The organism is Andreprevotia chitinilytica DSM 18519, assembly GCF_000711875.1.
GTDB classification, from domain to species: Bacteria; Pseudomonadota; Gammaproteobacteria; order Burkholderiales; family Chitinibacteraceae; genus Andreprevotia; species Andreprevotia chitinilytica.
This window is the reverse complement of the sequence record NZ_JONM01000004.1, coordinates 38,183-52,876: the sequence shown is the minus strand read 5'-3', so window position 1 is coordinate 52,876 and position 14,694 is coordinate 38,183. Positions and strand designations below refer to the sequence as shown.

General features: G+C 54.1%; 8 protein-coding genes. 1 reads left to right on the top strand and 7 read right to left on the bottom strand.

Features of this window, described 5'->3' with window-relative positions:
• Positions 1-119: 119 nt before the first annotated feature.
• Both BR41_RS06815 and BR41_RS06810 read right to left on the bottom strand, forming a co-directional pair.
• Entirely contained in the window at positions 120-2,141 is a 2,022-nt protein-coding gene (locus tag BR41_RS06815) for an ATP-binding protein (RefSeq protein ID WP_035054503.1), read from the bottom strand.
• Between the two features lie 146 nt (positions 2,142-2,287).
• Positions 2,288-2,746, bottom strand: coding sequence for a very short patch repair endonuclease (locus tag BR41_RS06810; RefSeq protein WP_035054501.1), 459 nt, complete (start codon positions 2,744-2,746; stop codon positions 2,288-2,290).
• Positions 2,747-2,811: 65 nt separating this feature from the next.
• On the opposite strand from BR41_RS06810, the gene BR41_RS06805 reads away from it, so the two are divergent.
• Positions 2,812-4,422: a DNA cytosine methyltransferase gene (locus BR41_RS06805; protein ID WP_035054499.1), complete on the top strand. Its 1,611-nt coding sequence runs from the start codon at positions 2,812-2,814 to the stop codon at positions 4,420-4,422.
• Here the strand turns inward: BR41_RS06805 and BR41_RS06800 are convergent.
• The 5 genes from BR41_RS06800 to gyrB form a co-directional block, all read right to left on the bottom strand.
• On the bottom strand, positions 4,398-6,497 hold the full coding sequence (locus BR41_RS06800) for an AIPR family protein (RefSeq protein ID WP_051710385.1): 2,100 nt from the start codon (positions 6,495-6,497) through the stop codon (positions 4,398-4,400). The genes BR41_RS06805 and BR41_RS06800 overlap by 25 nt on opposite strands.
• Positions 6,467-7,420, bottom strand: a complete 954-nt coding sequence (locus BR41_RS06795) for a PD-(D/E)XK motif protein (RefSeq protein WP_035054497.1) — start codon at positions 7,418-7,420, stop codon at positions 6,467-6,469. Before BR41_RS06795 ends, BR41_RS06800 begins: the two co-directional genes overlap by 31 nt.
• A complete protein-coding gene (locus BR41_RS06790; RefSeq protein ID WP_051710383.1) occupies positions 7,413-10,118 on the bottom strand; it encodes a Z1 domain-containing protein in 2,706 nt (901 codons plus the stop codon). The genes BR41_RS06795 and BR41_RS06790 overlap by 8 nt, the downstream gene beginning before the upstream one ends.
• Positions 10,119-10,120: 2 nt before the next feature.
• A complete protein-coding gene (locus tag BR41_RS06785) occupies positions 10,121-11,590 on the bottom strand; it encodes an ATP-binding protein (RefSeq protein WP_035054928.1) in 1,470 nt (489 codons plus the stop codon).
• Positions 11,591-12,219: 629 nt separating this feature from the next.
• Complete coding sequence (gene gyrB, locus BR41_RS06780; protein ID WP_035054493.1) at positions 12,220-14,643, bottom strand: DNA topoisomerase (ATP-hydrolyzing) subunit B; 2,424 nt, start codon at positions 14,641-14,643, stop codon at positions 12,220-12,222.
• Between the last annotated feature and the right edge of the window lie 51 nt (positions 14,644-14,694).

Sequence of the window (14,694 nt, the reverse complement as noted above, 5' to 3'; positions counted from 1 at the left end):
CAGCCTGTTGACTAGATTCACTGTCGTTGGTCGAGGGGCGCTGGAGTTGGCGGAGACGTAAGCATTTGCTGGCAGTGCCAGCAAATTACAGATCCTAGTGTAGGCACCAACTGTCCAGATCAATTAGCGTCGCCAGATTCATCAATCGCGCGCTGTCGCTTTACCTCAGCTTCAGGATCGGAAAGGTATCTTACGAGATCGTGAAGGACGATGGCCTCAAACGCATGGCTCCCAGACACAGAGTGAACGAAGCGGTGAGTTGTGCCATGAATCTGTCGATGATGCTGTAAGTCGGGATCCAAGAGACAAGTAACTTCAAACATTTCAGACCACTTTTCTCCCATGTCCCACACAACAACCAAGCCAATATCATTAACATCCTTTTCGCCACTTTGGAGCTCTTCAATCAATCCGTTCAGATTATATTTGTATTCAAGAACCTTTACTTTGGTTACAAATGATCCTTCGCTAGCGAACATTTCAGCCTCTATTCCGAGAGGATTTTCCGACCCGTAGACATATTTCTCATATGGGGCTTGCATGTTCACCCGATAAAGCCCATCGTATTGATTGTATTGGCTACTGGAAATCAATTGAATGCCGCGAATAACCCCTGCGGATAGCATCTGATTAAATAGTGCAACTACGTCCTGCTCCACAAGAGGCTCGGATCTAATTGGCAATTCTTCCGTTGGCAAAAACAAGCCTTTACCCTTGATGGTAAGTCCATGGGTCTGCTCGTGTTGCTCTTGATTCTTTATCCATTGCTCAATTTTTAACTCGTCATTAAAAATTTTCGCAACGCCTGGCTTTCTTAGTAGCGCATATCGACGCCTGAACGCTGTAGTCGCCGAGACAGCAATCTTCTCTGCGAGGTGTACATACTCAGGCTGAAATCCCTTGCGTCCAAGATCCGGCTCCGCCTGATCAAAATGTATGATCACATGAACTAGATTTTGGAATCCAACATTGTTCGTCATTGGAATTGTCAGCGTCATGCCCTGTGGCATATGTCGCGTGGCTAACTGAATACCACCGCGTAATACACGCAACCCCTTTCGAAGTTTGAGTTGCACGTCGTTCAGGTTGTCCCACAAGTCGGTCGAAAAGGCAAGGTAAACATAGATTGATAATCCCGCAACTTTAGCGAGTAATCTTTCTTCTGCATCCAAGCTTAGTCTGATAGGACAAAATGACTCTACAGGATTGTCAACCAATTGCGTGGCTGTCCATTGGCCCCATAATCCGTTAAGCCCAGTAAACTTGGGGGGGATCTTCGCCGCATCCTGGCCGTTGGCTATCTTCTTTTGCTGGGTGCTTAGAAATTCAACCATGCTGCCACTTCTTGAAATCAGCGTATGAGGATATAAATAACTCGGTTCTTTTAGAGTCGCTTCGGTTCGTTTTCCATCTTGGTCCACTACGCACAAGGAAATCGTCACCTTAGGTGTTCCATTGCCGTTGATGTAAATCCCACCAATCGGCGTCATGATTCTCAAGAGCGCCAACCATTGATCTGCCGTATTAGCTTGATACCAAGAAAGGTTTTTTGGGCGAATGTTGTCACCCTTGAGCTGTACCGTTACGCAGGTTCCCCTCTTGATATCTGCGAATGCACCCACAGGGAGGTCTGTCGGTACGATTTTCGGTCGAGCTACTGTTCCCGTTCGGTCTTCGACCCAAGTACGACCATTTTCGATGGTCCCACAAATTGTCTTGCTTGGCAGTCGCGACGCAATGAGCAATTTGTTGAAGCCATAGCCGAGATATGTTGCGCCTACTCCCTTGCTACCCCGGGTAACTGGCCCAGACTTAAAGGAGAAGTTGGGCCTGAGGAATTGCTGAACCTGCTGCAGTGTCATGGCGCAGCCATTATCAACAACTCCCACGGTCTGAGTACGCAGGTCGATTTCGATCCAAATCTTGCCCGCGTCGCTCCCTAGGTCTCCTTCCGCAATTCTAGACTCGACCGCATCAAGGGCATTTTGCAATAGTTCTGCGAATAGATCGTAATATCCTGTATAACTTCGCAGGATATTCGCGATCTCTCGGCGTTGAGCGCTTATTAAGATGCCTGGATCGGCCCCTGCCGTAGACTCAAGTGGATCCCATGCTTCAAAGCTTTCAATTGCCGCCGCCATTCGCTAATCTCCCCTAAGTTTCCGCTTTAATTTGTCAGGTTGGTTGCTCGTTATGCTCTGACGGTACTGCCACTTGTGCCTGAATGCTTGGCCCTATCCATGGACTACCGAAACACTAGTGCCGCGTTGGATCGCAGGAGCCTACGTCAATTCTCACCAAGTTTCACTCCCTTAGGCCAGACAATGAATGCCGGGCCTGAAACGATGAAATCGGGCAACCAGTCCAACATCTCTGGCACCTTGGATTTGAGTCCGCATTCCCAAACGACTATGATGCGCCACCCCATCTCTAGCAGACGGTCACGCACCTCCTGATCCCGCCGGACGTTATCAGCAAACTTATTTGCCCAGAAGTCTGCTCTCGTATGCGGCGTCGTTGCATAGCGACAGCTGACGTGACGATGCCAGAAGCAACCATGCACGAATATGCAGACGTGATACTTGGGCAGCACGACGTCAGGGTGGCCGGGCAACCGTTTGTCGTGCAGACGGAAGCGGAATCCGTTGGCATGAAGGTAGCGCCGTACCTGCAGTTCTGGCTTGGTATCTTGTCCTCGTATGCCTGACATCATCCGAGAACGGACGGTTTTGCTTACGATGTCCACATTCCATCCTTCTCTTGTTCCTGGTATCCTGGAGCCGCAGAACGGTTTCCAAGTTATTATGCAAAATGCACGATCGAATCCCTATTGTTGACCTCTTCGCTGGGCCAGGCGGCCTGGGCGAGGGCTTTTCGTCGCTATCGGACGGGAAGACGTTCAAGATAGTTGTGTCTGCAGAGATGGACTATTCATCTTGGCAAACTCTCAGGCTGCGTGCCTTCTACCGCCTTCTCAAGTCGACTGAATCGCCTGGGCTTGAGGACTATTACAAATTCTGCAACGGTGAAGCAGCACAACCATGGACTACCGACACAGAAGAAGCGTGGACTGCCGCCGGCCATGAGGCGAGACAGATTACACTCGGGACTCAGGACGGAAACGAAGAACTCGACAAGGTCCTTGCGAAGCATCTAGATGTTACGAAACCATGGGTGCTGATAGGAGGTCCTCCCTGCCAGGCCTACTCGGTCGTCGGACGCTCGAGAAACCGTGGCAATGCGGAATACAAGCCGGAAGAGGATCATCGGCATTTCTTATATCGCGAATATCTGCGAATCATCCAGCGATACCGTCCTTCCATCTTTGTAATGGAAAACGTGCGAGGAATACTTACAGCCAAGGTGGCTGACAGGCAAATCTTCCATGAAATCCTGGTCGACTTGGCTGACCCGGATGCTGCGCTTGGCGTCGAGTCAGACCTCCCCGGATACACGATACACTCCTTGGTCGCGGACGCCACGTTCTCTAAAGGAATGAACCCGAAGGATATCGACTCTAGCCAGTTCGTCATCTGCTCGGAAAAGCACGGGATTCCCCAGGCGAGGCATCGTGTGATCTTGCTCGGTATCCGCGACGATGTCCGTGTGCGAGTTGGCTCGATCGACAAGGCACAGGCTCCGACAGTGAAGAGCCTCATCGGCTCTCTTCCCAAACTTCGGAGCACGCTCAGCAAACAGGTCGATTCCGACACAAACTGGAATGTCGAGGTCAAGCGGCACTTCAATGATCTACGTACGGCGGCATATGAGGCGGGAAAGAATGAACTTGCCGACCAACTATTGCTTGCCGGTGAAAGTGTCGGGGGACCTCTCGATAGAGGAGGATTGCGATATCCGAAGGTCAATGGGGAAGGAAGCACAGGTATGGCAACGCTGGACAGTTGGCTACTGGATCCCAAGTTGACGAGGTGGCTAAATCATGAAGCTCGCGGTCACATGACATCTGATTTGAAGCGATACGCATACGCCGCTGCGTTTGCCAAGACTACCGGCGCCTCGCCTTTCGGACATGAGCAGTTCGACCTTCCTGGTCTCAGTCCCGCGCACCAAAATTGGGAGAGCGGGAAATTTCCCGATCGTTTCCGCGTTCAGGTGGCGGATCGACCCTCAACTACCATCACAAGCCACATCTCCAAGGACGGGCATTATTTCATCCATTACGATCCAGTCCAGTGTCGAAGTCTAACTGTTCGGGAGGCCGCGCGACTCCAGACCTTCCCGGACAACTACTTCTTTCAAGGAAACCGAACGCAACAGTTCCATCAAGTAGGGAATGCCGTGCCTCCTTTACTGGCGTACAAGATTGCTCATGTAGTGGACCAATTGCTAGCTGAAGAGCCAGAACAACCCATTGCAGCCCCACAAGAGGTCGCAGATCAAATGGAATTGGCGGCAACCTGACTGAACCCTTCTGCTCTTGCCTTTTTCTCGATCTCCAAGAGTTTGATACTTTGCTGAGCACTCGGAATCTTTTGTGGCATGGATGCGGCGATCCGCAGTAGCTGTACTTCGGATGGTGATAAAACGATCCCTGCATTTCCCCACGCCAACAGTTTGGACCAGTACTCCATGCCACGGTTGACCACCGTAACCTGAGCGTCGATCTCGTTGAACATGTGTTGTTCTCTTTGAGCAGCCTTCCGATCAGCCATCTCGTCGTCCAAGGACCGCAGCTCGTTGGTCAGGCCGGAGGGGGTGGAAAACTGGACATGCGTCAATATGTCGTCCCAACATGGCCTTCTCTTGCACCATTCCGTGACATTCACAATGCCGTTCTCTAAGGCCGCTTGGATAAGCCGTTCTTGTACCCGTTCCGATAGTTCCAACAGCGCCGCTTTCAGCTCCGGCCCAGCCTGCTGCTGCTGCCAGATACTTTCCATGTCTATCGTTTGCTTTGCCTGCGCAAGGCGCTCCTGGAACAGGGCGATAGAATAGGTGACGATCTGGGCGCGATAGCCGAGTGCGTACCAGCTAGCATCTTGGACCAGTCGTTCAGTGGTTCGGAAGATGATCACGGATGCGACAACGGTGCGATACCATGCTTCATTGAAATTTGCGTCGTTCTGCTTCCACTCGCCATTAATGGAATTGGCAAAATGCGCAAAGTTCTTCTGCCCTCCCAAGCTAACCATGTAAGGCAGGCCACGGAAGCTGTTGATCACCTTGGCCAGATCGGTCTTTGTAATGAGCTGTCCGCGTGGATTTTGCAGTTGAAACTCGCGTTTCTGGGCGTCGCGCAGATAGGCTTGTTGATTCGCGTATTGGCCTCGAGCTCGTTCGTAGAACCAGTGCGTTTGGACAGATGTACCGCCGATTGGCGGAGCCCATGCATGTCTTGAGATGCCTTCCACCCTGATGTGGAAAGGATGGTTTGAGAAAAAATCCGCCTCGCTTATCTTATTCTGGCTGTTGGAATACTGTGAAATGCGGGGGACGATTTCATCAATCTTTTCCGACGGCACTATGGTCAGCTTCATCTGTACACGAATGTCGGCCAGATTGACGCCTTTCTCCTTCATCTTGACGTGGAATATCGATGCAGTAGTCTGCCCGCCGTTCACAATCTGAAGATGCCGAATGCGATGCAGCTTTCCTGAAGTACCCTCAACCTCAACATGCGCCTCGGTGGCGGTGGTCGAAATCCCGTTATTGTAGGCAAAGAACATGTTAGGTTCTTCTAGGATCGTCTTGCGTATACCCTTATTCACCTTCCCCCGAGCCTGCAGAAAGGTTCGGACATTCTGTTCCAGCAGTCGCCCCCCGAATCGATCATAGATTGTTGCCAGCCAGTCTCCCGGGATAACGGCAAGGTATGAGGTTATCGAGTCAGTCGCGGAAGTGGTCGTAAGACAGGTCAGTGGTCTGCCGAACAATTCCACAAAATCCACAACGATTTCTTCTGGCTGCGTTGGCGTAAGCAATCGCTGCAACGTGGTAATGTCAAATACACGGTATGCCCATTCCTGTTCACCACGTGGCTCAGATGGCAGTTCCTTGATGGACGATGAAAGCTTCCTGTTCGTGAACAAGTGGAAGCGGACCCGGCTCAGCGAGGCAGCTTCTTCTTGGATCTGGCGTGCCAGGCCCCAGGCAGGATGAGCGACCTCCAGCTCCTTCACGAATGCGGGCGACAGCGACTTCTCGAAGAATCCCTCGACGCGACGGAATGCCTGATCCATGGTGGTCTTGGTCAGCGTTTCGATTTCCGCGGTCGCAGAGAATTCCGTGACATACAGATCGAGGGTAGCTTCTTCAGGAACGAAGGCGTAGCCGTCCACACGATATCCCCGCTGTCTCACCAAGCATGGAACGAAGTCTGAGAGAACCCCATCTTCGATCAGGTGGTCGCTGACCACGGCGGCGAAGGCGCTTTCGGTGGAGTTTTCCGATGCCTCCGCTCTGACCGCAACTTCCTGTAGCAATTCTTCGTTGAATGCTTCCAATGTCATAGTTGTTCTGACGCCCACGCCGCCCATGTTGGCTTAATCGCGAATGGCATGCATGCGTCGAGCCTGATGGAATATGACAATTCCTCGACACCAGCCGGCACGACATCCTGCAGGAGTCGTGGAAAGCCATCTCTGACCTCTAGCATGGTCGGCGTGGAAGCTTCATATCGATATTCCTCGTACTCGGGTGTGCGGATATATTTGGCCGCCAACAGCTTTGACTCGAACACCTCTGCATACTCGGTTCCATCGAGAAGGGCTATCAACTCGTCGACCAGGTCAGGCAGATTGAGCCCGCCCAAGGAAACCTTGGTCAACGAATAAGCGACGAGGTAGAGCGGATTTTGATTGGCCCACAATTGTTCCGGCGACGAAACGACCAGCCTCGGACTGGCGCCGGCCTGGTAAGTCTTGACCTCGAACAGCCGGTGCCGAACCAAGAAGTCCTGCGGCTTCCGCTCCGGTCCGTGCCAAGTGGTAACCGCCGCGGGACCATAGTGTGGGATGAGCTCCTGTTTCAGGAACAGCAGCTCACCGATAAGTCCACGGATTTCCATCTCGCCGAGCAGTCTGTCGACGCCATGGCTCAGCAGCTTCTGCCAGCGTTCGAGTCTTCCCAGCAGTGTAGAGATCAGATGGGTCTCGTCGGGTTGCCCATAGGTAGAACGAAGCAGATCCTGGCAGAGGGAGTGGAATAGCTCCAAGTTGTCGCCGTTCCGCAATGTCAGTCGAAACTCCTTCGCTGCATCGAAGTATTCCACCGTGATTCCGCGAAGACTGTGAAGATGGACAGGTTCATCCGGTGCGTCCCGTAACTGCAGCACTAAGAGATAATGACCTGCGGAATTGCGGCCCCAGAAGAAGTTGTGAGGCTGGGTAGGGTCAGCCCTCCTGAGCTCGACGCTCTCCGGCGCGCTGACCTTGAGTGGGAACCAAGGATTCTCATTCATAGGAGGCAGCCTCCGCCTCTTCATACTCTTCGATATCACGGGCGAAGTTCTCCTCCCACCACGTCGTGTTCACGAGGTATTCGACTTCTGAATCGACAATTTTTGTCGATGGAAAGCTGATCCCCCACGCGACGACGTTCTGGAGTGCAAATTCGGGGTCATCCTCCGATTTGAGATTCAGGACGTGCAGCATGAGGAGAGGACGTTTCCTCAGATGGCGATATCCCCGATCACTCATCTGCTTTCCGGGATTGTCCCTCTTGAATTCCTGTACCGCCAAAGCGATTTCGTCATCTGTCATTCCAGCCTTCTCATGCCCGCGCGATGCGACACGAGACGATTCGCCACTGATCTTCACGTAGTCGTCACCCTTTCGGGCTGTCTTGACCGTGGCCGACCGTGTTTGAGGTCGCACATCGCAGGTTTCATATCTAACCGCTGCGGTACCGGAATCGGCTCCCAGACTGAACAGACAGACATCCCATAAGGGCGCCTCGTCTTTGGCGCGGGCGTCGATGTAGCGTATGACAGGAGCCGATTGCGTGCTTGGCGACATGTCATCATGGTTCTTGAAGCCAGACACGAATTCCCGAACAAGCGCTGCAGGCATGCCCCGCCAGACGTGGCCCAGGCCACTGGGGAACGTGGGCTGAGCAAGTGTGTCGAGTTTGCGAACCAATTTGGCTAGCGTGGCACGATTGGACTGGATCGATGCCTGGTCTGGCTTGATTGCGGTGGTCTCGATCAAGCGGTTTCCCAACTGAGTGTAGTGACGAACAATTCTTCCAGTTCGCATCTTGTTCCTTGCCGTCACGATGAGTGAAACGGGATGGGTCCTGACCTTATGCCCGAAATCCTCGGGTTCCCTGTTCATTCTTTCCATCTGGCGGAAGTCTTCGCGAAGCTCATCGCATGCTTCGCTGATATGGGCATACCACGAGATCGCCTCCTCGGTCATGTAGATGCGGCAAAGGTCCTCGAATCCGTTTCTGTAGCCGAACCAGCGGCCCATCTGCAGCAGCGTGTCATACATCTGCGAATTGCGAAGGAAGTAGGTAACCACGAGTCCCTCGAGCGTGAAGCCTCGGGAGAGGGCAAGCCCCCCCACTGCAATGACGTGCAGCCCGGTCGCCTTGTGCTGCCGATATGCAAGATTGTCTGGAGACTTGCTGTTTATCTTCCGGACCTCGATTGGCGAAATCGATTGGATCAGTAGGGGCTGAACATCCCCCCATGTCTCAGGTACCTTGCCGTCATAGATCTCCATCCAAGTGGCATGTAGGTCAATCAGATCCTTATCCAGGAGAGCTTGATCAAGGGGAAGCGCTGAATGCCCCTGACACGCTGATCGCAGCTGGTTGAGATAGTCGTTGATGAGCCCGGTTACCTTTGTCTGTAGATCTGTGAAACGCGTCACATTGATCAGCATGGAGGAGTGGGCCGCCCCTTGTCCTCGAACGATCCGCAAGGCGCGCGCCAAGACGAAGGTCCGAACTGCCTGGTAGAGACTTGCCGGCAGAATTTGGAGGTCGTAATCGGCCTTGTGCACTTCGGGGATGATCTTTGAATGATCGCTCACGTGCTTCAGGCAGTAGTGCAGATCACCATCGGATGGAAATATTCTCGACGCGCCCACGTAGTTGGTTGGGGCATCCAGCGAGCAGATGAAGTGCCGCGGGAAGAGATCCTCTTCCGCACCCTCGGCGGGTTCGGGATCGATAAAGATGTTCGCAAACGGTGTTGCCGTATATCCGACATAGGCGTTGCGGTCGAACATCGCGAGCAATTCGCGTATCAGCCTATTGATGCTCGTCGGCTTGGTAGTGACCGCAGCGGTATTGATCGACGCGTTGTCCGCTTCGTCATCGATCAGCAGCAGCGCAGTGCTGGAGATGGTTCCACCGGACTCGAAACTCTTATCCTTCAGCCAGGAAATCAGATTTCCCAGGATTCTTGAATTCTTCTTGGTTACAACGATCAGGGGCTCCTTGACCGACTGCAACGACACCGGGAGGCGCGACTGATTGATCCGGAAGTCGTCGTCCCGTGTTGTCAGGGAAGGTGGACGTCTATCCAGCCCATATCGGCCTACGCCGATAGTTGTTTCCCCGCTCTTGCCCTTCTCGGAATTCAATCCGATGAAGGCCTCCTCGATTCGTTCCACGGTCTGGACGCGAAGATCCTCCTGCATTCCGGTTAGCACCACAATGAATCGGTAGCCGTAGTCAGCTGCCTTGCAGATGACTCCCGAATAATTCTCGGTCTTGCCGGACTGCACATGGCCGACGACCAGGCCACGTCTTTTCCAGTTGCCTGATCTCTCTGGATCCTGGAGAAATCCGACGATCTTGTCGGTATCCCGATCAAGTACACCCAGTACCGCCCTTGCTCTACTCCGTTCCGACTCGAGCCAGCGACGATAGCGTGTGTAGTACCACATCTCCATTACCCCGCGCTTTGCAGGTAGCCACTCTTCAAAGTCCAAGTGTTGAATCTTGGATGCATCTGCTGCCGTTATCGAAAGATTGTGCTCTATGCGGCGAGCTGCCTGCTCCAGCTGATACTCTGTCACGGATTCTGCGAGATCCGGAAACAGCGGCAGTACGGTGCGCAAAGTCTTGCGCACCGAGTCAGCATCTCGCGTGGGCATTTTATTGAGTATGCCAATAGCGGTGTCTTCGACAGAGGAAAGGGACACGGTCAGTTCTCCTGAATCAGCTTGGGGATGATTTGTCTGGTAGCTTCGAGATTCGATGCAAATGGCTCAATACAGGACACTAGGTCGAAGAAGGATTCGCGACTCAATCCGGTATTCCCTTCAAGAATGAGGGTCAACAGTTCCTGCAACAATCCCGAGTTCACGCCTCCTTGGTCGATCCTATTCGGTTCGTTTGCAAAGTCGTTGAAGAACTGGGGTGCAGGAAAGGCCATGCCGACCAGCCTCAGAATGGCGTCCAGTCTTCGGCGCTCCTCGTTGGCGAGATCCATTCTCAGCTCGCTGATAATCGGGTGTTCGAGGTCGATCTGATAGTTGATCCCGTCGCGATCGATTCGCCTCATCCACACTGACTTCGTCTGTCGATTGGCCATTACGGTGCCACGGTGTGTATAGGGCCTTCTCGACCCATTACATATTTGGTCGACAACCTGCTTAAGGCGCCGTCGCAGAATCTCGGGGGGAATGGCGCGCGACTTCCGAACATCGAGAGTCCACAGGTGGTCTAGGGTATTGGGAATGTCTACCTTCACTCGGGCCAGTTTGGTCAGTTCCGCCATCTTCGCCATTCGGAACCATGTTCCATGGACGATGAGTCGACAGTTTCGATAAACGTAGAATCCCTGATTCTTCAGATACCCATCTTCCCCTGCGTATTTCTCATATTCATCCGGAGAGACCATGGAGTGATGAGGAAGGGTGTAAGCCTGGACTTTGACGACTTCATTTCCAATAAAAATTCTTTCCCCTGGTAACACGTTCCCTGAAAGCGACTTTGCATTGAAAGGATCGAAAGGGGCGATCGGGGCGTAATTGACACGTATGTCAACTCTCTTGAGCCCCTTTTCCCCACATAGAAAACGATGAAAGACCAATGATATGTGCTGCCTGGTCGCATCGATCCTGGCATTCATTACTGCTTGTACCTGGGCGCTATTGCCTCCCAAGTCGAGACGATCGAGCTTGCTCCAGAGGACATACGTTCCCTGCGACTGCAACTCTTCGATCCCGGGCAGGCCCGCCTGCTGTGTGGTGTCAAATGAAAGCAACACCCACTCGTTTCGAGCTGCTACCTTATCGAGATCCCATTGCCAGGCGCTTTGCTGCCCGGATTGACGAGTGACGACGGTCAGTTGCCTGCATTGAGAAAAAGAAGCAGTCTTTAGACCAAGTCCGAATCGCCCCAAATCATTTCGAGATCGCGTTGCACGTGGATTCTTGCTTCCTAGCCGCATGGCCTCGATCAACTCGGGAGGGCTCATCCCATCCCCATTGTCAATGATAGCAATCCAAGGCTGGTCACCTTGCCATCCGTATCGAATATCTACTAGACGCGCGCCTGCGCTGATGCTGTTGTCGATGATGTCTGCGACCGCAGCTTGTAGCGAATAGCCAATGTCACGGAGTGCTTCGATCATTGCTGCCGGTGCGGGTGGTAGAACGCTTTCTTCCATTGCAATTACCATTGATCTTCTGCAAATCAATCCATCAATTTTCGGTTTGCCTAGATCTGGATGATCTTGGACTAACTCGTATCAACTATTATTGGCGTAGATTGCTGTAAAAGCTGATGTGGCGGAAGGACGAGGTTGGAATACGACGCGCGTCGCCGCGCAGCGGAACCAAGTCCGCTAGAGGTAGATCGAGAGGCCCAAGAGTCTGAATAAGGCGTTCGACAAGACATTGCAGGTAGCAGCAATCGAGCTCGCTATAATTTGCTTCCCCATCTGATGCCCGCTGATGAGACTAATTGACCATGGAGTACTTCTGTTTCTTCTTTTTATCTGAGGGATCTTCGCCATATATCGCGCGATGCAGGCCACAATGTTTGCATAGCTTATCTCACACGATCATTCCTTATCCGAAAACTTTCTGCAAAAACATCACCATCAGATCAGGTCCATGTTTACTACGCAGAATGTCGACAATGCGCGGTGAGCCGCTACGTGCTTCATGGAGGCTCCCCGTAAAATGAAAAAGAAAAAGCCCCGCAAGGGGCCTTTTCTTAACTACGCTGAACTAGCAGATTCCCAAAAATCCAGAGATTCGGGAAAAATCCAGACTTCAGTGGGATCCTACAACCTCACGCATCAATATTCCGAGCAATCAACGCATTCTGCTCAATGAAATGCCTACGCGGTTCCACCTGATCGCCCATTAGCGTCGTGAAAATCTCATCCGCGGCGATCGCGTCGTCGATGTTCACTTTGAGCAGGCGGCGGACGGTGACGTCCATGGTGGTTTCCCACAGCTGGGATGCGTTCATCTCACCCAGGCCTTTGTAGCGCTGGATGGAGATGCTGCGGCGGACTTCGTTCAGCAGCCAGTCGAGTGCTTCCTTGAAGGTCTTCACGGTTTGCACTTGTTCGCCGCGTTTCACTTGGGCATCCGGGCCGATCAGGCCGACGAGGGCGGCGGCGGTGCGGGCGAGTTGGGCGTAGTCGCCGGTGCGCACGAACACGTCGTCGATGTGCTGGATGTGCGTTACGCCGTGCTGGCTGCGGGTGATCTTGATCGCGTGGCCTTCTTCGGCGCCGTTAGGCTCGAAGGTGTAGATCGGATCGGTCACCACGGCGGCGAGGCGCGCGGCGGAGTCGCGGGTGGCGTCTTCGCTGGAGAGGTCGAGCGGTTTGTCGAGCCGGAGCAGGGCGTTGAGCACCAGCGGATCGATAAAGCGGCTGTTGCGTTCGATCACGGCTTCGGTGACGAAGTACATGCGGGCCAGGCTATCGAGCGCGTCGGCTTCGATGGGGAGCTTGCCGTCGCCCGGTAGTAGCGCCGCGCCGTTGAGCGCGCTCTTGAGCAGGTATTGCTTCATTTCCTGCTCGTCTTTCAGATAGGTCTCGGTCTTGCGTTGCGTGACCTTGAACAGCGGCGGCTGGGCGATGTAGATGTAGCCGCGCTCCACCAGCTCGGGCAGCTGGCGGTAGAAGAAGGTGAGCAGCAGGGTACGGATGTGGGAGCCGTCGACGTCGGCATCGGTCATGATGATGATGCGGTGGTAGCGCAGCTTTTCGATGTTGAAATCGTCTTTGCCGATGCCGCAGCCCAGCGCGGTGATCAGGGTGGTGATCTGCTCGGACCCGATCAGTTTGTCGAAGCGCGCACGCTCAACGTTGAGCACCTTGCCGCGCAGCGGCAGGATGGCCTGGAACTTGCGGTCGCGGCCTTGCTTGGCGGAGCCGCCGGCGGAATCACCCTCGACCAGATAGAGTTCGGACAGCGCCGGGTCTTTTTCCTGGCAGTCGGCGAGTTTGCCGGGCAGGCCGAGGCCATCAAGCACGCCTTTGCGGCGGGTGATTTCGCGCGCTTTGCGGGCGGCTTCACGGGCGCGGGCGGCGTCGACGATCTTGCCGCAGATGATCTTGGCGTCGATCGGTTGCTCTTGCAGGTATTCAGAGAGCGCTTTGTTGATGACTTCGTTGACGATCGGGCCGATTTCGCTGGAAACCAGTTTGTCTTTGGTTTGCGAGCTGAATTTCGGGTCCGGCAGTTTGACGGAGAGCACGCAGGTCAGGCCTTCGCGCATGTCGTCGCCGCTGGTTTCCACCTTGGCTTTCTTGGCGAAGTCGCCGGCCTCGATGTACTGGTTGAGCGTGCGGGTCATCACTTGGCGCAGAGCGGTGAGGTGGCTGCCGCCGTCGCGCTGCGGAATGTTGTTGGTGAAGCACTGCACGGATTCCTGATAGGAATCGTTCCATTGCATGGCGACTTCGACCGTCATGCCGTCTTTTTCGCCGATGGCGTGGAAGATATGCGGGTGCAGCACGCTCTTGCTGCGGTTCATGTATTCCACGAAGCCGCTCACGCCGCCGGTGTAGTTGAAGTTTTCTTCTTTACCGTGGCGACGGTCGATCAGCGAGATGTTCACGCCGTTGTTGAGGAACGACAGTTCGCGGATGCGCTTGGCGAGGATTTCGAAGTGGAATTCGATCAGGCCGAAGGTTTCGATCGAGGCGAAAAAGTGCACTTCGGTGCCGCGCCGGTCGCTGTTGCCGACCACTTTGAGCGGCTCGACGGCAACGCCCTGGCGGAATTCCATGCTGTGCATCTTGCCGTCGCGGCGGATGGTGAGGCGCAGCCAGTCAGAGAGCGCGTTCACGACGGAGACGCCAACGCCGTGCAGACCGCCGGAGACCTTGTAGCTGTTCTGGTCGAACTTGCCGCCCGCGTGCAGCTCGGTCATGACGATTTCAGCGGCGGAGCGCTTGAATTCGTCGTCTTCCTTGATCGCGGTGGGAATGCCGCGGCCGTTGTCTTCGACCGAGATCGAGTTGTCGGCGTGGATGATGACCTTGATGGTGTCGCAGTGGCCGGCCAGTGCTTCGTCGATGGCGTTGTCGAGGACTTCGAACACCATGTGGTGCAGACCGGTGCCGTCCTGCGTGTCGCCGATGTACATCCCGGGGCGTTTGCGTACGGCTTCCAGGCCTTTCAGGATGCGGATGCTGTCGGCGCCGTATTCTGCCGGGTTGCTCGGGACTTGCGGAGGGTTCTGTTCGCTCATGGCTGTTGCTTCTTCTAAAAATGCAAAAAGGCCAGGAGTGCCCTGGCCTGG